The organism is Zoogloea sp. (genome assembly GCF_041914405.1).
Classification (GTDB): Bacteria; Pseudomonadota; Gammaproteobacteria; order Burkholderiales; family Rhodocyclaceae; genus Zoogloea.
This window is the reverse complement of sequence record NZ_JAYSDK010000015.1, coordinates 1-23,988: the sequence shown is the minus strand read 5'-3', so window position 1 is coordinate 23,988 and position 23,988 is coordinate 1. Positions and strand designations below refer to the sequence as shown.

General features: G+C 62.8%; 21 protein-coding genes. 12 read left to right on the top strand and 9 right to left on the bottom strand.

Annotated elements, in window-relative coordinates:
- Positions 1-26: 26 nt before the first annotated feature.
- The gene (murJ, locus tag ACE3RX_RS10950) at positions 27-1,565 is read left to right on the top strand and encodes a murein biosynthesis integral membrane protein MurJ (RefSeq protein ID WP_374483289.1); all 1,539 of its coding nucleotides are present in this window, start codon (positions 27-29) and stop codon (positions 1,563-1,565) included.
- A 49-nt stretch (positions 1,566-1,614) separates the two neighbouring features.
- The gene (locus ACE3RX_RS10945; RefSeq protein WP_374483287.1) at positions 1,615-2,244 is read left to right on the top strand and encodes a YbhB/YbcL family Raf kinase inhibitor-like protein; all 630 of its coding nucleotides are present in this window, start codon (positions 1,615-1,617) and stop codon (positions 2,242-2,244) included.
- A gap of 46 nt (positions 2,245-2,290) precedes the next feature.
- Here the strand turns inward: ACE3RX_RS10945 and ACE3RX_RS10940 are convergent, their stop codons facing one another.
- From ACE3RX_RS10940 to ACE3RX_RS10910, 7 genes are all read right to left on the bottom strand, one after another.
- A complete protein-coding gene (locus tag ACE3RX_RS10940; protein ID WP_374483286.1) occupies positions 2,291-3,547 on the bottom strand; it encodes a 6-phosphofructokinase in 1,257 nt (418 codons plus the stop codon).
- An 83-nt stretch (positions 3,548-3,630) separates the two neighbouring features.
- Positions 3,631-4,284 (bottom strand): adenylate kinase, encoded by a 654-nt coding sequence (gene adk, locus ACE3RX_RS10935; protein WP_374483284.1) that lies wholly within the window; start codon positions 4,282-4,284, stop codon positions 3,631-3,633.
- A 47-nt stretch (positions 4,285-4,331) separates the two neighbouring features.
- Positions 4,332-5,105 (bottom strand): 3-deoxy-manno-octulosonate cytidylyltransferase, encoded by a 774-nt coding sequence (gene kdsB / locus ACE3RX_RS10930; protein ID WP_374483282.1) that lies wholly within the window; start codon positions 5,103-5,105, stop codon positions 4,332-4,334.
- Between the two features lies 1 nt (position 5,106).
- Positions 5,107-5,295 (bottom strand): Trm112 family protein, encoded by a 189-nt coding sequence (locus ACE3RX_RS10925; RefSeq protein ID WP_374483280.1) that lies wholly within the window; start codon positions 5,293-5,295, stop codon positions 5,107-5,109.
- Positions 5,276-6,286 carry a tetraacyldisaccharide 4'-kinase gene (lpxK, locus tag ACE3RX_RS10920; protein ID WP_374483278.1) on the bottom strand — a complete coding sequence of 337 codons (1,011 nt, stop codon included), beginning with the start codon at positions 6,284-6,286 and terminating at the stop codon, positions 5,276-5,278. Before lpxK ends, ACE3RX_RS10925 begins: the two co-directional genes overlap by 20 nt.
- Before the next feature lie 14 nt (positions 6,287-6,300).
- Positions 6,301-6,723, bottom strand: a complete 423-nt coding sequence (locus ACE3RX_RS10915; RefSeq protein ID WP_374483275.1) for an ExbD/TolR family protein — start codon at positions 6,721-6,723, stop codon at positions 6,301-6,303.
- 10 nt (positions 6,724-6,733) lie between these two features.
- Positions 6,734-7,339 carry a MotA/TolQ/ExbB proton channel family protein gene (locus ACE3RX_RS10910; RefSeq protein WP_374483272.1) on the bottom strand — a complete coding sequence of 202 codons (606 nt, stop codon included), beginning with the start codon at positions 7,337-7,339 and terminating at the stop codon, positions 6,734-6,736.
- Positions 7,340-7,637: 298 nt separating this feature from the next.
- Between ACE3RX_RS10910 and xseA the strand changes: the two genes are divergently transcribed.
- From xseA to ACE3RX_RS10865, 9 genes are all read left to right on the top strand, one after another.
- The gene (xseA, locus tag ACE3RX_RS10905) at positions 7,638-8,996 is read left to right on the top strand and encodes an exodeoxyribonuclease VII large subunit (protein WP_374483270.1); all 1,359 of its coding nucleotides are present in this window, start codon (positions 7,638-7,640) and stop codon (positions 8,994-8,996) included.
- 119 nt (positions 8,997-9,115) lie between these two features.
- Complete coding sequence (locus ACE3RX_RS10900) at positions 9,116-9,703, top strand: superoxide dismutase (protein ID WP_374483268.1); 588 nt, start codon at positions 9,116-9,118, stop codon at positions 9,701-9,703.
- Between the two features lie 165 nt (positions 9,704-9,868).
- Positions 9,869-13,003: an error-prone DNA polymerase gene (locus tag ACE3RX_RS10895; RefSeq protein ID WP_374483266.1), complete on the top strand. Its 3,135-nt coding sequence runs from the start codon at positions 9,869-9,871 to the stop codon at positions 13,001-13,003.
- A 63-nt stretch (positions 13,004-13,066) separates the two neighbouring features.
- Positions 13,067-13,714, top strand: a complete 648-nt coding sequence (locus tag ACE3RX_RS10890; protein ID WP_374483264.1) for a hypothetical protein — start codon at positions 13,067-13,069, stop codon at positions 13,712-13,714.
- 246 nt (positions 13,715-13,960) lie between these two features.
- The gene (locus tag ACE3RX_RS10885; protein ID WP_374483262.1) at positions 13,961-15,151 is read left to right on the top strand and encodes a cytochrome-c peroxidase; all 1,191 of its coding nucleotides are present in this window, start codon (positions 13,961-13,963) and stop codon (positions 15,149-15,151) included.
- A 53-nt stretch (positions 15,152-15,204) separates the two neighbouring features.
- Positions 15,205-16,557, top strand: coding sequence for a porin (locus tag ACE3RX_RS10880; protein WP_374483260.1), 1,353 nt, complete (start codon positions 15,205-15,207; stop codon positions 16,555-16,557).
- A gap of 85 nt (positions 16,558-16,642) precedes the next feature.
- A complete protein-coding gene (locus ACE3RX_RS10875) occupies positions 16,643-17,209 on the top strand; it encodes an FMN-binding protein (protein WP_374483258.1) in 567 nt (188 codons plus the stop codon).
- 11 nt (positions 17,210-17,220) lie between these two features.
- Complete coding sequence (locus ACE3RX_RS10870; protein WP_374483256.1) at positions 17,221-18,132, top strand: FAD:protein FMN transferase; 912 nt, start codon at positions 17,221-17,223, stop codon at positions 18,130-18,132.
- 169 nt (positions 18,133-18,301) lie between these two features.
- Positions 18,302-18,598 (top strand): hypothetical protein, encoded by a 297-nt coding sequence (locus ACE3RX_RS10865; protein WP_374483254.1) that lies wholly within the window; start codon positions 18,302-18,304, stop codon positions 18,596-18,598.
- On the opposite strand, the gene ACE3RX_RS10860 is transcribed toward ACE3RX_RS10865, so the two are convergent.
- On the bottom strand, positions 18,599-20,773 hold the full coding sequence (locus ACE3RX_RS10860) for an ABC transporter substrate-binding protein (RefSeq protein ID WP_374483252.1): 2,175 nt from the start codon (positions 20,771-20,773) through the stop codon (positions 18,599-18,601).
- Positions 20,774-20,869: 96 nt separating this feature from the next.
- On the opposite strand from ACE3RX_RS10860, the gene fabI reads away from it, so the two are divergent.
- On the top strand, positions 20,870-21,661 hold the full coding sequence (gene fabI, locus ACE3RX_RS10855) for an enoyl-ACP reductase FabI (protein WP_374483250.1): 792 nt from the start codon (positions 20,870-20,872) through the stop codon (positions 21,659-21,661).
- 76 nt (positions 21,662-21,737) lie between these two features.
- Here fabI and ACE3RX_RS10850 read toward each other — a convergent pair whose 3' ends face one another.
- Positions 21,738-23,645 carry a SurA N-terminal domain-containing protein gene (locus ACE3RX_RS10850; protein WP_374483248.1) on the bottom strand — a complete coding sequence of 636 codons (1,908 nt, stop codon included), beginning with the start codon at positions 23,643-23,645 and terminating at the stop codon, positions 21,738-21,740.
- Positions 23,646-23,988: the final 343 nt, after the last annotated feature.

Genomic DNA, 23,988 nt, shown 5'->3' with positions numbered 1-23,988 from the left:
CGCTCGATCTCCCAAAAATGGCTTCGATGAACCTTCTCCGCGCCCTCGTCACGGTCAGCGGCATGACCCTGCTGTCGCGGATCCTGGGTTTCGTGCGTGATTTCGTGCAGGCCCGCGCCTTTGGCGCCGGCATCGAGATGGATGCCTTCGTCGTCGCCTTCCGCCTGCCCAACCTGCTGCGCCGCATGTTTGCCGAAGGGGCCTTCTCCCAGGCCTTCGTCCCCATCCTCGCGGAGTACAAGAACAAGCGCGGCCCGGACGAAACCCACCGCCTGATCAATCACGTCGCCAGCGCACTGGGCCTGGTCGTACTGATCGTCTCGATCCTCGGTGCACTGGCCTCGCCGGCCATCATCTACGCCACCGCCCCCGGCTTTTCCGACAACACAGAAAAGTTCGAGCTGACCGTCCAGCTCACCCGCATCACCTTCCCGTACATCTTCTTCATGTCGCTGGTGGCCCTCGCCGGCGGCGTGCTGAACACCTGGAGCCGTTTTGCGATTCCGGCCTTCACGCCGGTGCTGCTGAACCTGTCTTTCATCTTCATGGCGCTGTTCGCGGCCCCCTATTTCGATCCGCCCATCCTGGTGCTGGGCTGGGCCGTATTCATCGGAGGACTTGCCCAGGTCGTGCTGCAACTGCGCCCGCTTGCCAAGATCGGCATGCTGCCGCGCTTCTCGCTGGATTTCTCCGACCCGGGCGTGCGACGCATCCTGAAGCTGATGGCACCGGCGATCCTCGGCGTGTCGGTCAGCCAGATCTCGCTGCTGATCAACACGGTCTTCGCCTCCTTCCTGCCAAGCGGCAGCGTGTCCTGGCTGTACTACGCCGACCGCCTGATGGAATTCCCGTCCGGCATGCTCGGCGTGGCGCTCGGCACCATCCTGCTGCCCAGCCTGTCGAAAATGCATGCAGACGAGAAGCCGGCCGAGTTCTCCGCACTGCTGGACTGGGGCTTGCGCCTGACCCTGCTGCTGACGCTACCGGCGTCCGTCGGCCTTGCCTTGCTCGCGGTGCCGCTGATCAGCACCCTGTTCCACCACGGCGCCTTCAGCGCGAACGATGTGCTCCAGACTCGGACCGCGCTGGTCGCCTACAGCTTGGGACTAACCGGGCTGATCCTCGTCAAGGTGCTCGCCCCGGCCTTCTACTCACGACAAGACGTGCGCACACCAGTGCGCATCGGCATCATGTCGCTGATCATTACCCAATTGATGAACCTTGCCTTCATCGGCCCCTTCCAGCATGCCGGCCTGGCCTTGTCCATCGGCCTCGCCTCCTGCTTCAACGCTACCCTGCTCTACCGCGGCCTGCGCGCCAGGGGCGTCTATAACCCGCAACCGGGCTGGGGTGCCTTTGGGGCCAAGCTGGCCGTCGCGCTGCTGGCCCTGGCCTGCGGCATCTACCTCACTGCAGGCCCGGACAGCCTGTGGCTGCATGCCAGTAGCCTGGAACGGGTGATCCGCCTGTCAGCCCTCATCTGCGGCGGCATCGCCGTGTATTTCGCGGTCCTGTTCGCACTCGGCTTCCGGCTCGCCGACTTCCGCCGGCGCGGTGCGAGCTGAGTATGATCTTGGCTACAATCAGCCAAACCACTCAGGGAGACGAACCAACATGAAGATACACAGCGACAGCTTTGCCGACGGCAGCGTAATTCCTGGCCAGTTCGCCTTCTGCGTGCCCGCCGCAGAAGGGCATGTGAGCCTCAGCAGTAACCGCAACCCACATCTCGCTTGGAACGACACGCCTACAGGAACTCGCTCCTTCGTGCTGATCTGCCACGACCCGGACGTTCCGAGCCGCGGCGACGACGTCAACCAGGAAGGGCGCTCTGTGCCCGCCGACCTACCCCGCGTGGACTTTTTCCACTGGGCGCTCATCGACCTGCCGGCCTCCGTCACCAGCATTGCGGAGGGTGCGCACTCCAGCGCGGTCACCGCCAACGGCAAGCCTGGCCCGGACCTGCCCGACGGCAGCCGGCACGGCCTGAACGATTACACCGGATGGTTCGCTGGCGACGAACAGATGAAGGGCAACTACTTCGGCTACGACGGCCCCTGCCCGCCGTGGAACGACTCCATCCGGCACCGCTACGTCTTTACGGTATACGCGCTGGACATTCCCCGCCTGCCCCTCGAAGGCATCTTCACGGGACAGCAGGTGCGCGATGCCATGACCGGGCACATCCTCGCCCAGGCCAGCCTGACCGGCACGTACAGCCTCAACCCGGCAGTCCCAGCCTGAACCGTCGCGCGGGGCCGTCCGCCAGGAAGACGGCCACAGCGCCGGATCAAACCTCGTAAGAAGGCAGGCGCGCCGCCATCACCGGCAGGTTCAAGTGCAAATGCAGGTAATCGGGCAAGCCGTTCCGGAATGACGGCCAGTCCTCACCGGCAATCAGCGGGCGGCACCAGGTCTTGAACGCCTCGGTCACGCCAAAGCCGTCGGCAGCGATGAACTCCGGCGGTAACGTCCGCTCCAGATTGGCCACCCGCTCGAAGGGCTGCAGGTTAGTGCGCCAGCGATAGGGCTGGTCAGACACGCGCTCGATGCCGACAACGCCGTGCTCTCCAGCCAGCGCCCGCCGCACCGCTGCTTTGCCGACAGCAAATGCCTGGGCCGTATCCGTGCGGGATGCCAGGTGCCGAGCCGAACGCTGCAGGTAATCAGCCAGCGCGTAATGCACCTTGTAGCCGAGACAGGAGTGGATACGCTCCGCCACCACCTCCCCGGCCCCGCCCAACTGGACGTAGCCCTTCTGGTTGCGGTCGAGCATGGCTAGGATCTGCCCGTCAGGGCCACGAATGCCTTCTGCCACGACGATCGCGCAGGCACCGATGCGCTCGACGACCTCCTTCACACGGGCGAGGAAGGCTGCTTCATCGAACGGCACCTCGGGGAGCAGGATCAGATGCGGTGCAGCGTCCTCTTCCTCCGCTGCCAGCGCGCAGGCGGCGGCCAGCCAACCGGCGTTGCGCCCCATGACCTCCAGCACGAAGGCCCGCCCGCCGCCGGTCGTCATCGCCGCCAGATCGAGGCCGACCTCCCGGATCGAAGTGGCCAGATACTTGGCCGCCGAGCCGTAACCCGGACAGCAGTCGGTCAGCACAATGTCGTTATCGACGGTCTTCGGCACCCCGACCACGGTCAAGGGATAGCCGCGCAGGTCTGCCGCGACCTGGATCTGGCGGCAGGTCTCCATCGAGCCGTTACCACCGTTGTAAAGAAAGAAAGCGACATCATGGGCGGCGAGCACGTCGAACAGGCGGTCGTACTGGGCCGGATTGCGCTCCAGCGCATCCAGGTCGAAGCGGCACGAACCGAAGGCACCGCCCGGCGTTGCGCGCAAGCGGGCCAACTCTGCGTCCGACAGGACCGCCGTGTCCAGCAGGGTCTCCCGCAACACACCCAGGATGCCGTTGCGCGCCGCCAATACACGCCCGACCGCCTTGCCGGCCTGGCGTGCAGTGGTAATCACGCCGGCCGCCGACGCATTGATGACTGCAGTCACGCCGCCCGACTGCGCATAAAGCAGATTCTTCGCCATCCGGATCCTCTTGCCGCAGATTGCGCCACTGAAAAAACAAAGGCCGGCATGAAGCCGGCCCTTTGCGAGTGCGAACTGGGCGCTTACTTCAGCGCTTCGAAGGCACGCTCGCGGATTTCCTCGACCTTGCCGAGGCCGCCGATCTTGCGATACTGGGGCGCGTTCGCGTCACCCTTGGCCGCCCAATCGGAATAATAGGCGACCAGCGGCTTGGTCTGGGCGTGGTACACGTCCAGACGCTTCTTGACAGTTTCTTCCTTGTCGTCGTCGCGCTGGATCAGCGGCTCGCCGGTCTCGTCGTCTTTGCCTTCCACCTTGGGCGGATTGAACTTGACGTGATAGGTGCGGCCGGAAGCCACGTGCACGCGACGACCAGACATGCGGCCGATGATCTCTTCATCGGGCACGTCGATCTCGAGCACGAAATCGATGGGCACGCCGGCAGCCTTCATGGCTTCGGCCTGCGGAATGGTACGGGGGAAGCCGTCGAACATGTAGCCGGACTGGCAGTCTGCTTCCTTCAGGCGGTCCTTAACCAGACCGATGATGATGTCGTCGGACACGAGGCCGCCAGCATCCATGACCTTCTTGGCCTCGATACCCAGCGGGGTGCCGGCCTTGACGGCCGCACGCAGCATGTCGCCGGTGGAAATCTGCGGAATGCCGAACTTTTCCTTAATGTAATTGGCTTGGGTGCCCTTGCCGGCGCCCGGCGGTCCCAACAGAATCAAACGCATGTCTTTCCCTCCTCTGGTTATTGTCGATACGACATGGGATTGCGAAACTATCGCGAAACTTCCGCAAGGTCAAACGCCTGGCGGACACGTTCAAGATCTTCAGCGGTATCCACTCCGGCGGGCGGAGCCTGGTCCAGCACCATGACCCGGATGGGGAAACCGTGGGCCATCGCCCGCAACTGTTCGAGCGCTTCCCATTGCTCCAGCGGCGACGGCGCCAAGCTGGAATAACGCTTAAGGAAACCGGCCCGGTAGGCATACAGACCGATGTGGCGATAGGCTGGCAGGCCGACCGGCAGCACGCCACGCTCTTCCGCAAATGCGTCCCGCGCCCACGGAATCGGCGCCCGGGAAAAATACAGCGCTCGGCTCCGGGCATCGAGCACGACCTTCACCACGTTCGGATTGAAGAATTCTTCCGCTGAACCCAGGGGATGGCAGGCAGTGGCGATAGCCGCTTCGGCGTCACTGGCCAGGCACTCAGCCGCGCGACCGATCAGCCCTGCCGGAATCAGCGGCTCGTCACCCTGCACATTGACGACGATATCGTCGTCGCCCCAACCCAGCTGCGTTGCCACTTCCGCCAGTCGATCGGTGCCCGACGGATGCCCGGCATCGGTGATGACGACCTTGCCACCTGCCTGCTCGACCACCGCAGCGATACCCTCGTGATCGGTGGCCACCCATACCTCGTCGGCGCCAGCTTGCAGAGCCCGATCGAGAACGCGCAGGACCATCGGCTTGCCGGCAATGTCGAGCAGTGGCTTGCCAGGCAAGCGGCTGCTCGCATAGCGGGCCGGAATGACGATACGGAAACCCATGTCAGCGGGACTGGGCGATTTCTTCGTCAGTCAGCGGCCGGGCTTCTTCCTCCAGCATCACCGGGATGCCGTCACGAATCGGGTAAGCCAGGCGGGCGCTGACGCTCCACAGCTCCTGCTTGTCCTTGTGGAAGTCGAGCGGGCCCTTGGTAATCGGGCACACCAGGATTTCAAGCAGTCGGGGGTCCATCGAGCTTCTCCACAATCAGTTCCGCCGCGCCCGGCGCAAGCTGCGCACGGACCGGCCACACCCAGCTGTCGGCCGGGGCGAAAGGCGCGCATTTTACCGCATCCTTCTCCGTCATCAGAAGTACATCGCCATCGGAAATTGCCAGATCGGCCGCGGTGAACGCGTGATGATCAGGAAATGGGCGCCGCTGGATGCTCAAGCCCAGCCCTTCGAGCTGACTGAAGAAGCGTTCGGGTCGTCCGATACCGGCCATCGCATGGATCCGGCGACCGCGGAAGGCCGCCGCGTCGCAACGTTCTTCACGCCGCCCGAGCCGTTCGAACAGCGAACCGGCCAACCCGAACTGGAACACCGGCACCGGGCGGATCTTTGCGGACAAGCGCACCGACAGGGCGCCGTGGGCCAGCACCAATCCCGCTTCGCGAACGCGGCCCAAGCCTTCCCGCAGCGGCCCCGCCGGCAGGCGCAGGCAGTTGCCGAGGGTGGCTTCGTCCACCACTACGACTTCCAGATCCCGCGCCAGCCGATAATGCTGGAGGCCATCGTCGGCGATCAGCACATCCACGTCCGGGTGGGCTTCCAGCAAGGCCTGCCCCGCAGCAGGACGGTCGCGCCCGACGAAGACCGGGCAGCCCGAGCGGGACGCCATCATCACGGGCTCGTCGCCGAAGCGGGCCGGGTCGCCGTCGGCCGGCACCTGAGCAACACCTTCAACCGCCCCGCCGTAGCCCCGGCTGACGATGCCCGGCTTGAAACCACGGTCGCGCAAGAGCTCCGCCAACCACAGCACGATGGGTGTTTTGCCGCTTCCACCCACCGCGACGTTGCCGACGACGACAACCCGCACGGGCAAGCGGACAGACTTCAGGAGACCCAACGCAAAGAGCCGGCGACGCAGGCCAGCCAGCAGTGCAAACAACAGGGAGAGGGGAAGGAGGCTCCATGCGAGCGCCCCTCGGCTCTGCCAGAATCCGGGGGCGCTACGTGGCATGAAGTGCTACAGACTCAGCGCTGGGCAGCCTGAGTGGCGAAGGAAATGTGAATCAGGCCGGCCTGTTGCGCCGCCTGCATCACATCGATAACACGCTGATGGACAGCCTTTGCATCCGCATTGATGATGACCACCGGATCCTTGGCGTTGGCAGGCGCCACGGCGCGCAACGCTGCGGCAATGGCGGCCACGTCGGTGCCGTTGACCGGGCGCTTGTTGATGACCACCTCGCCACCGGCGGTGACAGCCACGTTGATCTCGACCGGCTTGTCGTCGCTGACCTGGGCATCCGCTGTGGGCAGGTTGATCTCTAGCCCGGCGAATCGCGAATAGGTCGTGGTGAGCATCAGGAAAATGATGATCACCAGCAACACGTCGATCATCGGAATCAGGTTGATTTCCGGCTCCTCGCGGGAGCGGCCGCGACTGAAGTTCATGGCCGGTGCCTCAGCGGCGTTCGCCGTGGATCAGTTCGACGAGACGGATCGCCTGCTGCTCCATCTCGATCACCAGGCCATCGACGGTGGCGCGGAAATGGCGCCAGAAGATCATGCTCGGAATCGCGATGACCAGGCCGAAACCGGTGTTGTACAAGGCGATGGAGATACCGTGGGCCAGCTGCTGGGGGTTGGAGCCGCCGGGCGCCTGGGAGCCGAAGATCTCGATCATGCCGACGACGGTGCCGAACAGCCCCATCAACGGGCTGATCGATGCAATGGTGCCGAGGGTGGTCAGGAAACGTTCCAGATCGTGAGTGACCGCGCGACCGGTTTCCTCGATTGACTCCTTCATCACTTCACGCGGGCTGCGCACGTTGCGCAGGCCGGCGGCCAGCACACGGCCCAACGGGGAACTGAGCGCAACGCGGTTGAGCATCTCGGAAGTGACGCCGCTCTGGCGCATTTCGGCAACGACCTTGTCCACCAGGCCGTCAGGAAGAATTTTGCTGCGACGCAGCGTGATAAGCCGCTCGATGATCAAGGCCACGGCCACGATCGAAGCAAACAACAAGGGCCAGATGGGCCAGCCGGCAGCTTGGAGAATGGCGAACACGCGAGCGCTCCTGAGAATCGGACGAAGCCCATGACTCTAACCTGCCCTAGGTTGCAGAGCAACACATGGAACGTGTCAGACAATCCACAAATTCTGTGGATAACTTTGTGGATTGATGCCAAGGGAGGACGCTAAACCCGTAGTTCGTAAGGCTTTTTAGTGGTCGGGTCAAAAATGAGGCGATATACACTTTTGTTTTAAATCAATAACTTATAAGTTTTTTGGCAAGTCAAGAGCCTGGGCTGGATTTTTTGCCCCCACCCTGGGCGAGATGTGGATTCCGGTAGAATTCAAGTCCATGAACACCCCGCAAATCAGTACCAAAGTCAACTCCGGCGAAGTCGTTTCCGTGTCTTGGTTGAACCGCGCGGCCCGCGAAGCACTCGAGGGCAGCTTCCCTCTGCTGTGGATCGCCGGCGAGGTGTCGACCCTGACCCGCGCCGCTTCGGGGCATGTCTACTTCACGCTCAAGGACGATCAGGCGCAGGTGCGTTGCACCATATGGCGCAACCGGGCCCAGTTGCTCGGCTTTCGCCTGGAGCACGGCATGCGCGTCGAAGTCCGCGCGCTGGTGACCCTGTTCGAAGCCCGCGGGGACTACCAGCTGAACGTCGAGTCTGTCCGTCAGGCGGGCGTCGGCAATCTTTACGAGGCCTTCCTGCGCCTGAAGGCGCGACTTGAAGCGGAGGGCCTGTTCGATCCGGCCAGCAAGCGGCCGCTGCCGCGCTTTCCACGGGGGCTCGCGGTCATCACCTCGCCCCAGGCCGCCGCCTGGCGCGATGTGACTGCCGCGCTAGCACGCCGGGCAGCGCACGTGCCAGTCAGCCTGTATCCGAGTCTGGTCCAGGGCGCCGACGCTCCCACCCAGATCGCTGCGGCGATCAGGCAGGCCGGCCTCCGCGCCGAGCTGGACGGCAACGACGTACTGCTGCTGGTACGTGGCGGCGGCAGCCTGGAAGACCTCGCCGCCTTCAACGACGAGAGCGTCGCCCGCGCCATTCGCGCCTGCCCCCTGCCGGTGGTGGTCGGTGTTGGCCACGAGACCGACGTGAGCATCGCCGATTTCGCCGCCGACTTGCGCGCCGCCACGCCAACCGCAGCGGCCGAACTTGTCAGCGCCGGCTACGTGGAAGCACGGGAAGGATTGGAGCAACTGGCGCATCGCCTCAAACGAGCCATGGAACGGCGTATCGAGAACGCAGCCCAGCGCGTCGACCGGGCCGCCGCACGCCTGATCCACCCCCGCCAACGTCTGCACGCCGGCCGGCTGCAACTGGAGAATCTGCAGCAACGCCTGCAGGCCCGCATTAGCCAGCAGCTGTCCGCCCACCGGACGCGGGTCACCACGCTGGAACTGCGCCTGGCCGCCCGCAGGCCCGATCTGCCCAGCCGGCAACAGAGGCTGAGCATGCTGGAGCAAGGACTGCAGCGGGCCATGCACAAGTTGTTCGCCGATCGCCGGACGCAACTCAACACCCTGGGCCAGCACCTGGCCCACCTCGATCCCCGCGGCGTCCTGTCCCGCGGCTACAGCATCACACGGAATGCCTCGGGCCAGATTATTCGCTCCGCCAGTGGGCTCGTTCTGGGGGATCTCATCCACGTCGAATTCCACGACGGCGTCGTAGATGCAAAGGTAGACAAGCATTCCAGCTAGTTGCGGTGCAAAATAGCGGGTGGAACCGGCGACCGGATGAGGTACGCCGAGGCCGATTGTGCAGAGAATCCAATCCCGACTAGAATAGTCGGACAATTTCCTATACCCCGGAGAAACAAATGGCTCATACCCTGCCCGAACTGCCCTACGCCAAGAACGCCCTGGTCCCCCATATTTCCGAGGAGACCTTCGAATACCACTACGGCAAGCATCACCAAGCCTATGTGACCAACCTGAACAACCTCATCCCGGGCACCGAGTACGAAAACCTGTCCGTCGAAGAGACCTTCCTGAAGGCTCCGGCCGGCGGCATCTACAACAACGCCGCCCAGGTCTGGAACCACACCTTCTTCTGGAGCTCCCTCAAGCCGAATGGCGGCGGCGCTCCCGCCGGCGCGCTGGCTGACGCCATCAACGCCAAGTGGGGCTCCTTCGACGAATTCAAGAAGGCCTTCCAGGCTTCCGCCGTCGGCAACTTCGGTTCCGGCTGGACCTGGCTGGTCAAGAAGGCCGACGGCTCCGTCGACATCGTCAACACCGGTGCTGCCGGCAACCCGCTGAAGAGCGGCGAAGGCAAGCCCCTGCTGACCATCGACGTGTGGGAACACGCCTACTACATCGACTACCGCAATGCCCGTCCCAAGTTCGTGGAAACCTTCCTGAACAGCCTGGCCAACTGGGACTTCGCTGCCGCCAACTTCGCCTGATCGCGAAGCAGCTACAGCTACCGGGAGCCCGGCGACCTCACGGTCGCCGCTCCCGAAACAGCCCCGACATCGGTTCACGCCGTGTCGGGGCTGTTCTTTTTGAGCACGTCTTGAAGCGCGGAAGTATGGCTTGTTGAGTTAACTGTATTTATATACAGTTAACTCATGCCCCAACAGGATCATCCCGCTTTTGCCGAACTCTGTGCCCGCTCCAACTTCAGTTTCCAGACCGGCGCTTCGCATCCAGAGGAGCTCGTAGAACAGGCCGCAGCCCTCGGCTATACCGCACTGGCGTTGGCCGACGAATGCTCCATGGCCGGCGTCGTGCGGGCTTACGCGGCCTGGCAGGCAAACAAGGAACGGCTGCAGCTGATCGTCGGCACCCGCATCCAGCTCGAGGACGGCCCGCAGCTCGTGCTGCTCGCCGAAAACCGGGAGGGCTACGGCCAGCTGTGCCGCCTCATCAGCCGCGGCCGGCTGGCAACAGAAAAGGGCCAGTACCGGCTGCATCGGCACGATCTGCGTGGCGGTCTCAACAGTTGCCTGGCCCTGCTGATTCCGCCGGACACCACCTCCACCACGCTCACGGATGACGCCGGCTGGCTGGCCGCCCTCTTCCCCGACAGAGCCTGGATCGCCGCCCTCTTCCCGATGGGGCCCGACGACCACAGCCGGCAGGCGTGGATCGCCGAAGCAGCGCATACTGCTGGCATCCCAGTCGCCAGCACCTGCGCGCCCTTGATGCACCACCCGTCACGCCAGCCCGTGGCCGATGTGTTGAGTGCACTGCGCCATCATTGCAGCCTCGACGAGGCCGGCTACCGGCTGGCCGCCAATGCCGAACTCCACCTGCAGAGCCGCCAGCGCCTGGCCCGCCGCCACCCGCCTGAGTGGCTGGCCGAAACATTGGTGATTGCCGCCCGCTGCCACTGTCCGCTCGGCGAACTGGGGTATCAATACCCGGATGAAATCGTGCCCCCCGGCGCCACGGCGGGATCCCATCTACGCGCGCTGGTGGACGCCGGCCTGCGGCGCCGCTACCCACCAGCCACACACGGTCGGGATCAGGTTCCTGCCGACATCCGCGCCCAGGCCGACAAGGAGCTCGCGCTGATCATCGACCTCAAGTACGAGGCCTTCTTCCTCACCGTTGAGGACATCGTCCGCTTCGCCCGTAGCAAGAAGATCCTGTGCCAGGGGCGCGGTTCGGCGGCCAACTCGGTGGTGTGTTACGCGCTGGGCATCACCGAGGTCAAACCGGAGGAAGGGCATCTGCTCTTCGAGCGCTTCGTGTCCAAAGAACGCCGGGAGCCACCCGACATCGACGTGGACTTCGAGCACGACCGGCGTGAAGAGATCATCCAGTACATCTACAACAAGTACGGTCGGGACCGGGCCGCCTTGGCCGCCACGGTGATCCGCTACCGTCCCCGCAGCGCCCTGCGTGACGTGGGCCGTGCCCTCGGCTTCGACCTCGGCCAACTTGAACAGCTCAGCCGCCGCCTGGCCTGGTGGGACGGCAGCCGGGTGGCACCGGAGCGCCTGCGCGAAGCCGGCCTCGATCCGGACGCGCCGCGCACGCAGTTGCTGCTCGAACTCGCCAACACGCTCGTCGGCTTTCCCCGTCACCTGTCCCAGCACGTAGGCGGCTTCGTGATTTCCCGCGGCCCGCTGGCCGAACTGGTTCCGGTGGAAAACGCCGCCATGGCCGATCGCACCGTCATCCAGTGGGACAAGGACGATCTGGAAACCCTGGGACTGCTTAAGGTGGACGTGCTGGCCCTCGGCATGCTCTCGGCGATCCGCCGCAGCCTGGATCTCATCTCCCGCTGGCGTGGTCAGTCCTTTGCGGTTGAGGATATCCCGCGGGAGCAAGCTCCCGTCTACGACATGCTCTGCGAAGCCGACGCCATGGGCGTCTTCCAGGTAGAGTCCCGGGCCCAGATGAGCATGCTGCCGCGCCTGAGGCCCCGCACCTACTACGACCTGGTCGTCGAGGTGGCCATCGTCCGGCCCGGGCCGATCCAGGGCGGCATGGTCCACCCCTACCTGCAGGCGCGGGAAAAGGCGGCCCGCTTGGAACCCATCGACTATCCACGGCCGGAAATCGAGCCGGTCCTGTCCCGTACCTACGGCGTGCCGATCTTCCAGGAACAGGTAATGCAGCTGGCGATGGTCGCCGCCGGCTTCAGCCCTGGCGATGCGGATCAACTGCGCCGCTCCATGGGCGCTTGGGGACGCAAGGGCGACCTGCAGCACTACCAGGCGCGCCTGACGGCCGGCATGCTCGCAGGAGGATATCCCCCGGAATTCGCCGAGGCGCTGTGCCGGCAGATCCAGGGCTTCGGCAGCTACGGCTTTCCGGAATCCCACGCTGCCAGCTTCGCGCTGCTGGTCTATGTCTCCGCCTGGCTCAAGCGTTTCGAGCCGGCGGCCTTCCTGTGCGGTCTGCTCAACAGCCAGCCGATGGGCTTCTACGGACCTTCCCAGCTGATCCAGGACGCCCGGCGTCATGGGGTCGAAGTCCGCCCGGCCGATGTCGGCACCAGCGACTGGGAGTGCACCCAGGAGCCCTCCAGCAACGCCCCGGATATCCCCGCCGCCCGCCTCGGTCTGCGCCTCGTCAAGGGCTTCAACGCCGCCGCTGCGGAGCGCATCGTCGTTGCCAGGCAGGATAGCGCCTTCCTGTCGGTGGACGATCTGACACGCCGGGCCGGACTCGATCCCGGAGAGCTCCGCGCGCTGGCCTCCGCCGGCGCCCTCGCCAGCCTGGCCGGCCACCGGCGCCAGGCTTGGTGGGACGCCAGCGGCGCTCACTCCGCCCCCGGCCTGCTCCACCAGGCGCCGCTGGCGGACGACCGGCTGCCCCTGCCCGCCCCCAGCGAAACTCAGGACCTGATCGCCGACTACGCGCACCTGGGTTTCAGCCTGGGCCGGCATCCACTGCTCTTCCTGCGCTCCCGCTTACGGGCCGAACGCTTTCTGACCGCAGCAGAAATCTCCAACTGCCCGGACCGAAAGCTGGCCCGAGCAGCCGGCATCGTCACCTGCCGCCAGCGTCCGGGCACGGCCAAAGGCACGATGTTCGTCACCATCGAGGACGAAACCGGCTGGATCAACGTCATCGTCCGCCCCGAACTCCTGGAAGCCGAAAGACGCATCCTGCTGGGCACCCGCTTGCTCGGCGTGTATGGACAGATCGTCCGCCAGGACAAGGTGGTGCACCTGCACGCCAAACGGGTCGTAGACCGCTCAGCGCTGCTGGGTCAGCTCGCCCCAAGAAGCCGGGATTTTCATTGAATCCTGCTGCTGTTCGGCGGTCTCAGGCATACACACGAATTCCCACCGCCTTCGGAGTCCTTCATGCGTCTTCGTTTCCTATCCGTGCTGACGCTTTACATGTGTATTTTCCTGCTCGCCGGCTGCTCGACCAGCACCATCAAATCCAGTTGGCGGGATGCAGGCACACCCAACGCCATTCCTCACAAGATTGCAGTCTTCGTATCCGCGAAGGACGACGATAACCTGCGCAAGATGGCCGAGAACCGTATCGTCCAGCGCATGCCCAGGAGCGTGCAGGCCAGCGCCGGACATCTGCTTGAACTGGCGCCCACACCCGAAGCCGATAGCATTCGCCAACGCTTGGTAGCCGAGGGTTTCGACACCGCCCTGGTCGCCCGCTTGGTGTCCGTGGACAAGTCGCAAACCATCGTCCCCCCGCAAACCCATTTCGGCCACGATCCCTTGTTCTGGCGGATGGGGCCCTACTATCGGCCCTACTACAGCCCCTTCCTGAGCTACTACCCGTACTCCTACGAAACCCCCGGCTACACCGTCGAGACCACCCGGGTCGTCGTCGAGACCCTGCTGTACCGATTGCCTGATGCCAAACCGGTGTGGTCGGCGGTCACCGAATCGGTCAATCCCGAATCTTCCATTCGCCTTGTGGACGAACTGATCGACCTGCTCGGCAAGCACCTCAAGGACGGAAGACTGCTTCCCCCCAACTAAAAAAGGTCCCGCACACCGCTCTCCAGACGGCATAAAACACCCTATTCAGGTCAGGGGCATTGACCATTTCGGGCATCAGCCGTAACATAGGATTCATTCTCATTTGCGAATGAATCCTATTTTTTCATTCGCACGCAAGCCAGCCACGCGGTTCATTTCGCCCAGCCAGCCAGCGAAAAGGAGACAACCTGACGGCCTGCATGCCGCCCAGGTTCATCGCCGATGCCGACTGACTGGAGCCCTTCGATGCACCGCCTCGCCCGGATTACCCTATCCCTGTTCATGACCCTGCTTCTCCCAGCCTGCGGCGGAGGTGGAGGAGGAAGCAGCGGGGGGGTCGGGACAGACAGCGCCAGCGGCTTGTCCGCAGCAGCCCAACTCGGCGAAAAGCTGTTCAACGACCCGATCCTGTCCAGCACCGGCGCCATGTCCTGCGCCACTTGCCACGACAAGGCCAACCACTACGCTGCCGCAGACACCCGTTCGGTGCCAGCCGGCGCGGATGCCGGCCACGAAGCAGGACGCCAGGCCCCGTCACTCAAATACCTCAAGTTCAACACGGCCTTCTACTTCGCCAAGGATGGCACGCCCACCGGCGGCTTCACCTGGGACGGCCGCGCCAACACCCTCGGCGACCAAGCCTCGGGCCCTCTCCTCAACCCGAACGAAATGGCCAACACCAGCGCCGACGACGTAGTGGCCAAGCTCAAGCGCTCTACCAATGCTGCCGAATTCATGAAGGTCTTCGGCAGCGACATCTTCAACCGCCCCGCCGACGCCTTTGCCCGCCTGCAGTACGCGCTCCAGCAGTACCAGTTGGAAGACGCCGACTTCGCGCCGTTCAGCAGCAAATTCGACCTGTGGCTCTCCGGCAAAGTCCAGCTCACCGACGCCGAGATGCGCGGCTGGGCCCTGTTCAACGACCCGAACAAGGGTAACTGCACCGCCTGCCACGTCGGCACCGCCGCCGACGGCCATCCCCCGCTATTCACCGACTTCACCTACGACACCCTCGGCGTGCCCCGGAATATGGACATCAGGGCCAACGCCGACGCCAGCTACTACGACCTCGGCCTGTGCGGCCCGGTGCGTACCGATCTGTCCCCCCGGACCGACCTGTGCGGCGCGTTCCGGGTACCAACCCTGCGCAACATCGCCAAGACCGGCCCCTACTTTCACAACGGCGCCCTCAAGACCCTCACCGATGCGGTCCGCTTCTACGTTCGCCGGGATACCAACCCAGAGGAGTGGTACCCGACCGACGCCAGCGGCATCGTGCAGAAATTCAACGATCTGCCCGCCGCCTACCGCAAGAACGTGAATACCGTCGAAGTGCCGTACAACCGCAAACCTGGCGACACCCCAGCCCTGACCGAGAGCGAGATCGCCGACCTGGTGAGCTTCCTGAACACGCTGACCGACGGCTACATCCCCTGAGCCGATACCGACTTCCACATTCAAGCCTGCTTGCCGATTCCGGAGAAACGACGATGAAGAGCACCCCGATCTGTCTGGCCCTCGCGGCCCTGTTTGCCACTGGCAGCGCCCATGCCGCAACCGACGCGGAACTGATGGCCAGGCTCGAACGCCTCGCCGCCGAGCTCGAAGCCGTCAAGGCTGAGCTGAAAACCGTCAAGGCCCAGGCAACGGCCAGCCAGGCCCCTGTCGCAGCCACCACCACTTCTGCAACTCCGGCACCGGTTGCCGTCCCGAGCCCTGCCTCGGCACCAGCCCAGGCCTATCAGGCGCCCCTGGCCGTCAGCAACTCCAGTGGCCAGACCAGCTTCTTCGGTTACGGCGAAGTCAATTACAACCGCCCCTTCCGCGACCAGAGCAACACCAAGATGGATGTACGCCGGGCAGTTATCGGCATCACGCACCAAGCCTCGGAGCGGACCCGCATCGTCACCGAATTCGAGTTCGAGCACGCCATCGCCTCGGCCGACGACCAAGGTGAAGTCGAGGTCGAGCAGATCTACGTAGAACACCGCCTCAACGACAACGTCGGCCTCAAGGGTGGCCTGTTCCTGATCCCTCTCGGCTTCATGAACCTGAGCCACGAGCCGACCTCCTACTACGGTGTTGAGCGCAATTTCGTCGAGACAGCCATCATCCCGACCACCTGGCGCGAAGTTGGCATGTCCGCCTTTGGCGTGACCGACGCCGGCCTGCGCTGGGACGTCGGCCTGACCAGCGGCTTTGACCTAAACAAGTGGGATGGCACCAGCAGCGAAGGCAAGGAGTCGCCGCTGGGCGCTCTGCATCAGGAAGGCCAGCTCGCCAAGGCCAACAACCTGTCGGCCTACGGCGCCGTCAGCTGGCGCGGCACGCCCGGCCTGGACGTGGGCGCCGGCGTTTTCTCCGGCAAGGTCTCCCACAAGAACACCGCTGCCGACAGCACCAAGGCCGGCCTGTACGCCCCGGACGCCCGTGTGACCCTGTGGGATGCCCACGCGCGCTGGACCCCCGGCAAGTGGGATCTGGCCGCCCTCTACGCCCGCGGCGCCATTACCGACACCAGCCAGTTCAACCTGCAGTTTGCCGGCGGTACCCTGGTGCCCAAGTCCTTCTATGGCTGGTACACCCAGGCTGCCTACAAGCTGTGGGAAGGCGGCGAATACCGTCTGAGCCCCTTCGCGCGCTACGAGGTGTTCAACACGGCGGCCAATTACGCCGCCATGCCGGCGGGCCTGGAAGCCGACTCCCAGCGTGACGAGAAGGTGGTCACCGTCGGCGCCAACCTGCGTGTCGGCGACAACGTAGTCCTGAAGGCCGACGTGCAGCGCTTCCAGCTGGATCGCACCCGCGATCGCCTGAACCTGGGTATTGGCTACCAGTTCTGATCGAGGAGCGGAGCCTGTATTCTCAACTTTGCCCGGCAGTCCTCCCTGACTGGCCGGGCTTTGTGCTTTAAACGAAGGAACAACGATGAGCAAGTCCTGTGACAGCTGGAGCACTGTTTCCTTGATCAGCCTGGCCAGCGCCAGCCTGAGCGCGCTCTGTCCGCCGAGCGTCGAGGCCGCCCAGTACCTGAGCGTCGAACAGGCCGAAAAAGCAGCTTTTCCCGAGGCGGACCGATTCGATGCGCGCGTGCTACGACTGACGCCCGAGCAACTCCGCAGCCTCGACGCCGTCGCCAGCGTGCGTCAGCGCGGCGAAATCCGTCAGATCGAAGCCTGGGCCGGCAACAAGCTGCTCGGCACCCTGTATGTGGACGACGTGCTCGGCAAGGTCGAATGGGTGACCTACGCCGTGGCGGTGGGCGCCAATGGCTCCGTCCGCTCCCTGGAAATTCTCGAATACAGGGAAACCCACGGTTACGAAGTACGCACCCCCAGCTGGCGCAAGCAGTTCACCGGACGCCGCCTCGATACGCCCTTCCATTTCGGCGATGACATCAAGAACATCAGCGGTGCCACCCTGTCCTGCTCCCACCTCACAGCCGGCGTTCAGCGCCTGCTGGCACTGCACGCCCAGCTGACCAAGTCACGATGAGCAGTTGCGCCTTGAGACGGATCCGTCCGTGGCTCGGGACTTACGTACATATCGACGTGACGGCAGCTGATGCACACCGCGCGGCGCTATCCGTAGAAGCCGCCTTCGAGACCATCGCAGCCGTGCACCGGGCCATGAGCTTCCATTCGCCGGACAGCGAGATCTCCCGCCTGAATCGGGAAGCCCATCTGCGCCCGGTAAGCGTCAGCGCCCATACCCGGGAAGTCCTGCTGGCCACCCGACGGTTTGCACAGCTATCCGGTGGTCTGTTCGACCCTACGATGGCCCCGGCACTGGTACGGCATCAGCTTCTGCCCACCCCGGCGGCGCCCGCAGCCGACCGGGAAGCAAACTGGGAAGACATCGAAATCGACAAGGACGGCCAAGTTTTTTTCCGGCGTCCCCTATGGATTGACCTGGGCGGTATCGCCAAGGGCTACGCCGTCGACCAGGCCATTGACGTCTTGAGAGACTTCGGCGTGCTGGAGGCATGCGTAAATGCGGGTGGCGATCTCCGTAATTTCAGCCGCGAGGGACTGCGCCATCCGCTGACGGTCCGTCACCCGGGCGATGCATCGCGGTCCATCCCCCTCGGCCACATCGCCAACAAGGCCGTTGCCAGCTCAGGCGAATTCGTTCTCGGGCGCAGCGGGACTCAGACCGACACATCCCCCATTGTCGATCCCCGCCACGGCGTTGCACAATGCCGCCCGCGCAGCGTAACCGTCATTGCCGATAGCTGCTGCACCGCAGACGCACTGACCAAGATCGTCAGCCTGCTTGGCCAGCATGCCAGCCCCTTGCTGGCCGAACTGGATGCCAGCGCCGCCATCATTGAGGCACCCGACACCCTTCACGCCAGTTCCGGCTTCTGGTCAGCGCTGGGCCACGACGCCTCCCCAGGACACGCCCTTCATGCATGAACATCCCCATCCACGCCCCCGCAAAGCCGTTCGACCAGGGCGTCGTCAACGCCATGCCGTCCACCTGAGCACCCTTCTGCTCCTCTGCAGCGGTGTGGTATGGATGCTGGCCCACTACCTGCTCCCGCTTCCTGAAGACGCCGCCCGCCACCCCCTGGAGCCTTGGGCCATGCGCGCACATGGAGCCGCAGCCATGTTCGGCCTGGCCGTGCTGGGCAGCATCTGGACCACCCACGTGATGCCCGCGTGGCAGCGTGGGACTCACCGCCTGTCCGGCGGCAGCCTGTTCCTGCTGTGGGCGGGGCTGATCCTGAGCGGCTATGGCTTGTACTACCTCGCGGACGAAACTCAACGCGCAACCACCAGCTGGATTCACATGGGCTGCGGTCTGCTTCTGCCCTTCGGGCTTCTGCTGCACGTCCTGCAAGCCATGCGCGCCCGCCGACCCACTGGCGGAGCAGCCTGATCAAGCAGATCCATCAGCCGCGGCGCGCTCACGCCGTCGATAGTGGATGACGGCCGGCGCCACGATAAGCGCAGCGAGCAGGGCGACCAGGCTCAGTGGCCACAGTACAGGCGCATTCCATTCAGCACGTTTTTTGGCCCTGGCCGCAACATCAATTCGCTGATACTTCAAGGTGTTGCGGATGATCTTGCCTGGCTTTCGGTTGTACAGCCAACCGTGCTGCAGCGTGTAAGCCTTTTCGTAAAACCCCCAGACCCATGGCGCATCGTGCTGCAGGATCGCCAGCATGCGTTCGATGATCGCCATCCTCTCGGGCCCGTTGGGCATCGCCTTCATGCGCTCAAAAAGACGATCGTATTCGGCGTTTTCATAGTTCGCGGCATTCTCACCCTGGCTCTTGACCTTGCCTTGCGGACCATAAAGCAGAAACAGGAAATTCTCTGGATCCGGGTAATCGGCGTTCCATCCCCAGTAGAAAAGCTGGGCATTGCCCTTGCGGATCTTGTCCTGAAAACGGTTGTAGTCCGTGGCTCGTACAACCAACTGGATATCCAACTGCTTGAGCTGTTTGGACAGCCAATCAACGGAGGCTTTATCCCCAAGGCCGCTACCGGTGGTGTCCAGGTTGATCACCAGCGGCTCCCCTGTCTTTGCATCCCGTCCGCCTGGATATCCCGCTTCAACGAGGAGCCGACGGGCCTCCTCCACCGGCTTGCGACGCACCCTGCCATCAACCCAGTCATACACATAAGGGTTAAGGCCCGCCTTGTCGGCCCTGTAGCCCGAGATGCCAGGCGGGATCGGATGCATGGCGGGTAGACCGCGTCCGTTGAGAAAGACCGAAATGAACTCCTCTTGATCGATCGCGATCGATAGGGCCAGACGCAACTTGCGGGCACGCTCGCTGTTGCCGCCGACCACGGGATCGAGCATGTTGAAGCCCATGTACATGACACTGGGAGCCACCGAGGTATTGAGCTTAATACCCTTGGCCACCATCTCGTCAGACAGGGTCACATCCCCTTGCCCTCCCATCTGGACAGCCTGGTCGAAATTGTCCGACGAGACCCCCGACGCATCGTAGTAACCCTGCAAAAACTTGTTCCAGTACGGAATGCTTTCCTTTTCCCGAGTAAAAACCACCCTGTCGACGAACGGGAGCGCCTTGCCGCAGTCGGCCAGCAGGCCTGCCTCACGATCCCCGGCCTCACCGTCACACGGATAGCTCTCCCCATGGAAATTCGGGTTGCGGACCAAGGTCATGCGCGCATTGGGATTGTTGTCCACGAGCATGTACGGCCCGGTCCCCACCGGCCACCAGTCCAGCGTCAGATTGCGCTCCGCCATGCCCGGCTGGGAAAAGAAACGGTCTACCTCGTACGGGAGCGGCGCGAAGAAGTTCATGGCCAGCCAGTAAGGAAACTGCGGGTACGTTCCCTTGATACTGATCCGATAAGTGTAACGGTCCACGATCTCGACACCACTCAGGGTGTAGCCGCGCAGGTCAATCCACGCATCCCGGCTGGGGTAACGCCCAGCCTTCTCGTCGGCCAACAGACGCGCATGCAAGTCCTTCAAGCCGACGATGTAGTCGCCCATCAATTCAAGCACCGGGGAATGCAGGCGCGGATGGGCAAGCCGCTTGATCTGATAGACAAAGTCATCAGCTGTCAGCTCCCGGCTCCCAGTCAGGGGAAAATCACCCAGCACACGCCGGCCTTCAAGTTCCTCCCTTTTCAGATTCCAGTACACCGGCACACCCTTTGCATCCACGGCAAAGGCAGGATGCGGTTGGTAGCGCACCCCGGGCCTGATACGGATCTCGTATTCACTGCGGGCGATCCTGGCCGGATCGCTGCCTGCCGGCAGAAGATGCCCCTGCCCGTCGTACTCGCGCAAGACAGGCATCTGGGCGGCGGACAGCACGTCCAGCTGGAATGGACGCTTCAAGTAGTGATACTGGAGCGGCGGCTCATAGATCTGGCTGAGGAAGGTTGCTTCATCTTCGCTGTACGATTGCACCGGATCCAGATGCTTGGGCCGCTGAGTGAAGGCGGTGTACAGAATGTTTTTGCCCTGCTCCGCTGCGGGATAGGGATCGTTCCAACCCTGACCGCAACCAGCCGTAACCAGGACGAGTAACACCAGAAGGAAATACGAAATTGTCGCGCGCATGGTGTCAAGTCTAACGGATCGCCCGGCCGTCCGTGGCGACGCACGGCTGGGAAGCATCCGTTATAATTGAACGGTTATTCACTGGAGACACCTTACATGGGCTTTCTCGCCGGCAAACGCATTCTCATCACCGGATTGCTGTCCAACCGCTCGATTTCCTACGGGATCGCCAAAGCCATGCACCGGGAAGGTGCCGAACTTGCGTTCACCTATCAGAATGAACGCTTTGTTGAACGGGTTTCCAAAATGGCTGCCGAGTTCGGCAGCTCGCTGGTCTATCCCTGCGACGTCCAAAACGACAATGAAATTGCCGACTTGTTCACCGAGCTCGGCAAGCAGTGGGACGGCTTGGATAGTCTCGTCCACTCCATCGCTTTCGCGCCGAGCGAAGCCCTCGAGGGCGACTTCCTCGACGGGGCAAGCCGCGAAGCCTTCCGGATTTCCCAAGAGATCAGCGCCTACAGTTTCCCTGCCCTCGCCAAGGCCGCACGGCCAATGATGAAGGGGCGCAACGGCTCGCTGCTCACCCTGTCCTATCTGGGCGCAGTGCGCACCATGCCCAACTACAACATCATGGGCCTGGCCAAGGCCAGCCTGGAGGCAGCCGTTCGCTACATGGCAGTCAGTGTGGGGCCTGAAGGCACCCGTGTTAACGCCATTTCCGCCGGCCCCATCAAGACCCTGGCTGCATCCGGCATCGGCAGTTTCGGCAAGCTGCTCGCTTTCAACGAACGCAATGCGCCATTGCGCCGCAACGTGACTATCGAAGAAGTCGGCAATGCAGCCGCCTTCCTGTGCTCGGATCTGGCCAGTGGCATCACTGGCGAGATCATGTACGTCGATGGTGGCTTCAATACAACGGCACTCGGCAACCCCGATCAGGGCTAACTGCCGAATCCGCTCTTGGTGCAAAAAAGCCCTTGTTCAACAAGGGCTTTTTTGTTGCGCTCGAAGTCAGTACTGCTTATTGCTTGTCTTTGGGGGACTCAAGTGCCGCAGCATTGATCTTCACGTCGTAACGCTTGCGCAATGCTGCGATATAGGCGGAGAAATCCTGCTCAGCCAGAATCCGTGCATATTGCTGCCGCAGAGCTTCCAAGCGGGGATCATTCTCAGCGATGGTCGGGCGGCTAACTTTCTCAACACGGAACAATACATAGCCCGCTCCAGGCAATTTCGCGCCGGCGTAGGTCGGCAACTTGTCCGTCGGCGCGCGGAAAACCGCTCGCAACGCATCGGGAGGCAAACCCTGCGTGCCCCGCTGCAGAGGGTGGGACGCACTCCAGCCAAGCTCGAGCGTCTCTCCCTTGAGCAATTTGGCGAGCTTGGACTCACCATCAGCCTCGGCAAGTTTGCCGGCCTCTTCGGCTGAAAGCACCTTGCGGATATCGCCCTTCACATCGTCAAACGGGCGCAGGGACGATGGCTTGAAGTCGAGTACCCGCGCGGCCACCATGCTTCCACCGCCTACATCCACCGCCTCGGTATTACGCTTGTTCTTGACGCTGTCGTCCGAAAAGATAGCTGCGGCCAGCTTCGGATTGTCGAAGGGCGGCGGCATCTTGCCGTCTCGAGCAATCCAGTCGCTCGTACGGATCTGCAACTTAAATTTCTCAGCCGCCGGCTTGAGGCTATCCGCCTGTTCATAGACCGTATTACTGAAGGCATCGACAAGTTCGGCCAGCTTCTTGGCGGCCTCCGCACGCTTCAATTCCGCGGCGAGCTCAGCCTTAACATCCTCGAAGGCTCGCGCCTTTTCGGCCTTTATCCCAGTCAGACGAATGATGTGGAAACCGAAATCCGACTGGACAACGCCAGACAAGTCGCCTTCCTTCACCAACCCAAAAGCCGCGTCTTCAAAGGGCTTGACCATAGCTCCGCGGGCAAAATAACCAAGATCACCGCCCTTATCAGCTGAGCCGGGATCCTGTGAGTTTTCCTTGGCGAGCTTTGCAAAGTCGGCAGGATTGGCCTTCACCTGCTTAAGTAGGGCCTCGGCCTTCTCCTTGGCGGCCTTGAGGACGACATCGCCGGCAGCCTTGTCCGCCTGGATGAGGATATGGCTAGCACGACGCTCCTCCCCTTGGCGGAAGCGTTCCGGATGAGCGTCGTATTCCTTGCGGACATCAGCGTCGCTCACCACAATCTGCGCAGCCAGTTCATCCCGGTTGAGGACGAGATACTCCGCCCGCAACTGGGCAGGCAGTTCGAACTGCTTGCGATTGCTGTCGTAGAACCTCTGCACAGCGTCATCCGCCAGCTTTACCGACGTAGCGTATTGATCAGCCCCAAGACGCACTTCACTAACCTGACGCTCCTCCTGCTGAACGGCATACACGCCTTCAGCAGACTTGCGTGAGACCAAAGCCCCCTCGGTCAGCACGCCGATCACCTGTTGCAATGCCAGGTCCTGTCGCAAACGTGATTCGAAGACAGCCTGGCTCATGCCCTCAGCCTGCAGTGCGGCCTCGTAACGAGGCAGCGAAAAATGACCGTTTTCTTGGAAAGCAGGAATTGTTGCAATGGTGTCGCGGAGTTTCTGATCAGAGACAGTCACGTGCTTCTTAGACAAGTCGAGCGCAAGCAACCGCTGGTTCACCAGATTCTCAAGAACAGCTCGACGCGCCTCGACGGTCTCCATCATCGCAGGATTAAAATTTGCCCCCAACTTTGCCCGCAAGCGTTCTTGCTGTTCACGAAGAGCCTGCTGGAACTCTACCTGCCCAATGGTGATGCTCCCGACTTTGGCGACCTCATCCCCTCCACTCATGTTCCGGACGTAGGAATCAACCCCCCAAAAAGCAAACGGAAGCGTAATCAAGAGCAAAAAAACCTGAACAATCTTCTTGTTGTTGCGTACTGCATCAAACATGCGGGGATCCTTAGTTACAGCTATGGGCAAGTGGTTTGTGACAGGAGAAATACAAAAAAGGCGAACTTTCTGTTCGCCCTTCAACCTGACATTGATCAATCGCCGTTAAAGCGGACAGGACTCAAGGCTGTCAGACACTCACATCCGAGAGCTTGAATGATGCTCATGACCACTCCATGACTAGTCGAGTCTACATGCAGGAATGTTAGGGAACAAGAGCCAAGACTAGCCAATCAGCGAAAAGCAAAAAGGCCACATATAGTGGCCTTTTTGCTTTTTTCTCAAATTCTTTTGGCGGAGTGGACGGGACTCGAACCCGCGACCCCCGGCGTGACAGGCCGGT

Coding starts and splice junctions, on each gene's coding strand:
- murJ (WP_374483289.1), top strand. CDS start 27: ATGAACCTTCTCCGCGCCCTCGTCACGGTCAGCGGCATGACCCTGCTG.
- ACE3RX_RS10945 (WP_374483287.1), top strand. CDS start 1,615: ATGAAGATACACAGCGACAGCTTTGCCGACGGCAGCGTAATTCCTGGC.
- ACE3RX_RS10940 (WP_374483286.1), bottom strand. CDS start 3,547: ATGGCGAAGAATCTGCTTTATGCGCAGTCGGGCGGCGTGACTGCAGTC.
- adk (WP_374483284.1), bottom strand. CDS start 4,284: ATGCGTTTGATTCTGTTGGGACCGCCGGGCGCCGGCAAGGGCACCCAA.
- kdsB (WP_374483282.1), bottom strand. CDS start 5,105: ATGGGTTTCCGTATCGTCATTCCGGCCCGCTATGCGAGCAGCCGCTTG.
- ACE3RX_RS10925 (WP_374483280.1), bottom strand. CDS start 5,295: ATGGACCCCCGACTGCTTGAAATCCTGGTGTGCCCGATTACCAAGGGC.
- lpxK (WP_374483278.1), bottom strand. CDS start 6,286: ATGCCACGTAGCGCCCCCGGATTCTGGCAGAGCCGAGGGGCGCTCGCA.
- ACE3RX_RS10915 (WP_374483275.1), bottom strand. CDS start 6,723: ATGAACTTCAGTCGCGGCCGCTCCCGCGAGGAGCCGGAAATCAACCTG.
- xseA (WP_374483270.1), top strand. CDS start 7,638: ATGAACACCCCGCAAATCAGTACCAAAGTCAACTCCGGCGAAGTCGTT.
- ACE3RX_RS10900 (WP_374483268.1), top strand. CDS start 9,116: ATGGCTCATACCCTGCCCGAACTGCCCTACGCCAAGAACGCCCTGGTC.
- ACE3RX_RS10895 (WP_374483266.1), top strand. CDS start 9,869: ATGCCCCAACAGGATCATCCCGCTTTTGCCGAACTCTGTGCCCGCTCC.
- ACE3RX_RS10890 (WP_374483264.1), top strand. CDS start 13,067: ATGCGTCTTCGTTTCCTATCCGTGCTGACGCTTTACATGTGTATTTTC.
- ACE3RX_RS10885 (WP_374483262.1), top strand. CDS start 13,961: ATGCACCGCCTCGCCCGGATTACCCTATCCCTGTTCATGACCCTGCTT.
- ACE3RX_RS10880 (WP_374483260.1), top strand. CDS start 15,205: ATGAAGAGCACCCCGATCTGTCTGGCCCTCGCGGCCCTGTTTGCCACT.
- ACE3RX_RS10875 (WP_374483258.1), top strand. CDS start 16,643: ATGAGCAAGTCCTGTGACAGCTGGAGCACTGTTTCCTTGATCAGCCTG.
- ACE3RX_RS10865 (WP_374483254.1), top strand. CDS start 18,302: ATGCGCGCACATGGAGCCGCAGCCATGTTCGGCCTGGCCGTGCTGGGC.
- ACE3RX_RS10860 (WP_374483252.1), bottom strand. CDS start 20,773: ATGCGCGCGACAATTTCGTATTTCCTTCTGGTGTTACTCGTCCTGGTT.
- fabI (WP_374483250.1), top strand. CDS start 20,870: ATGGGCTTTCTCGCCGGCAAACGCATTCTCATCACCGGATTGCTGTCC.
- ACE3RX_RS10850 (WP_374483248.1), bottom strand. CDS start 23,645: ATGTTTGATGCAGTACGCAACAACAAGAAGATTGTTCAGGTTTTTTTG.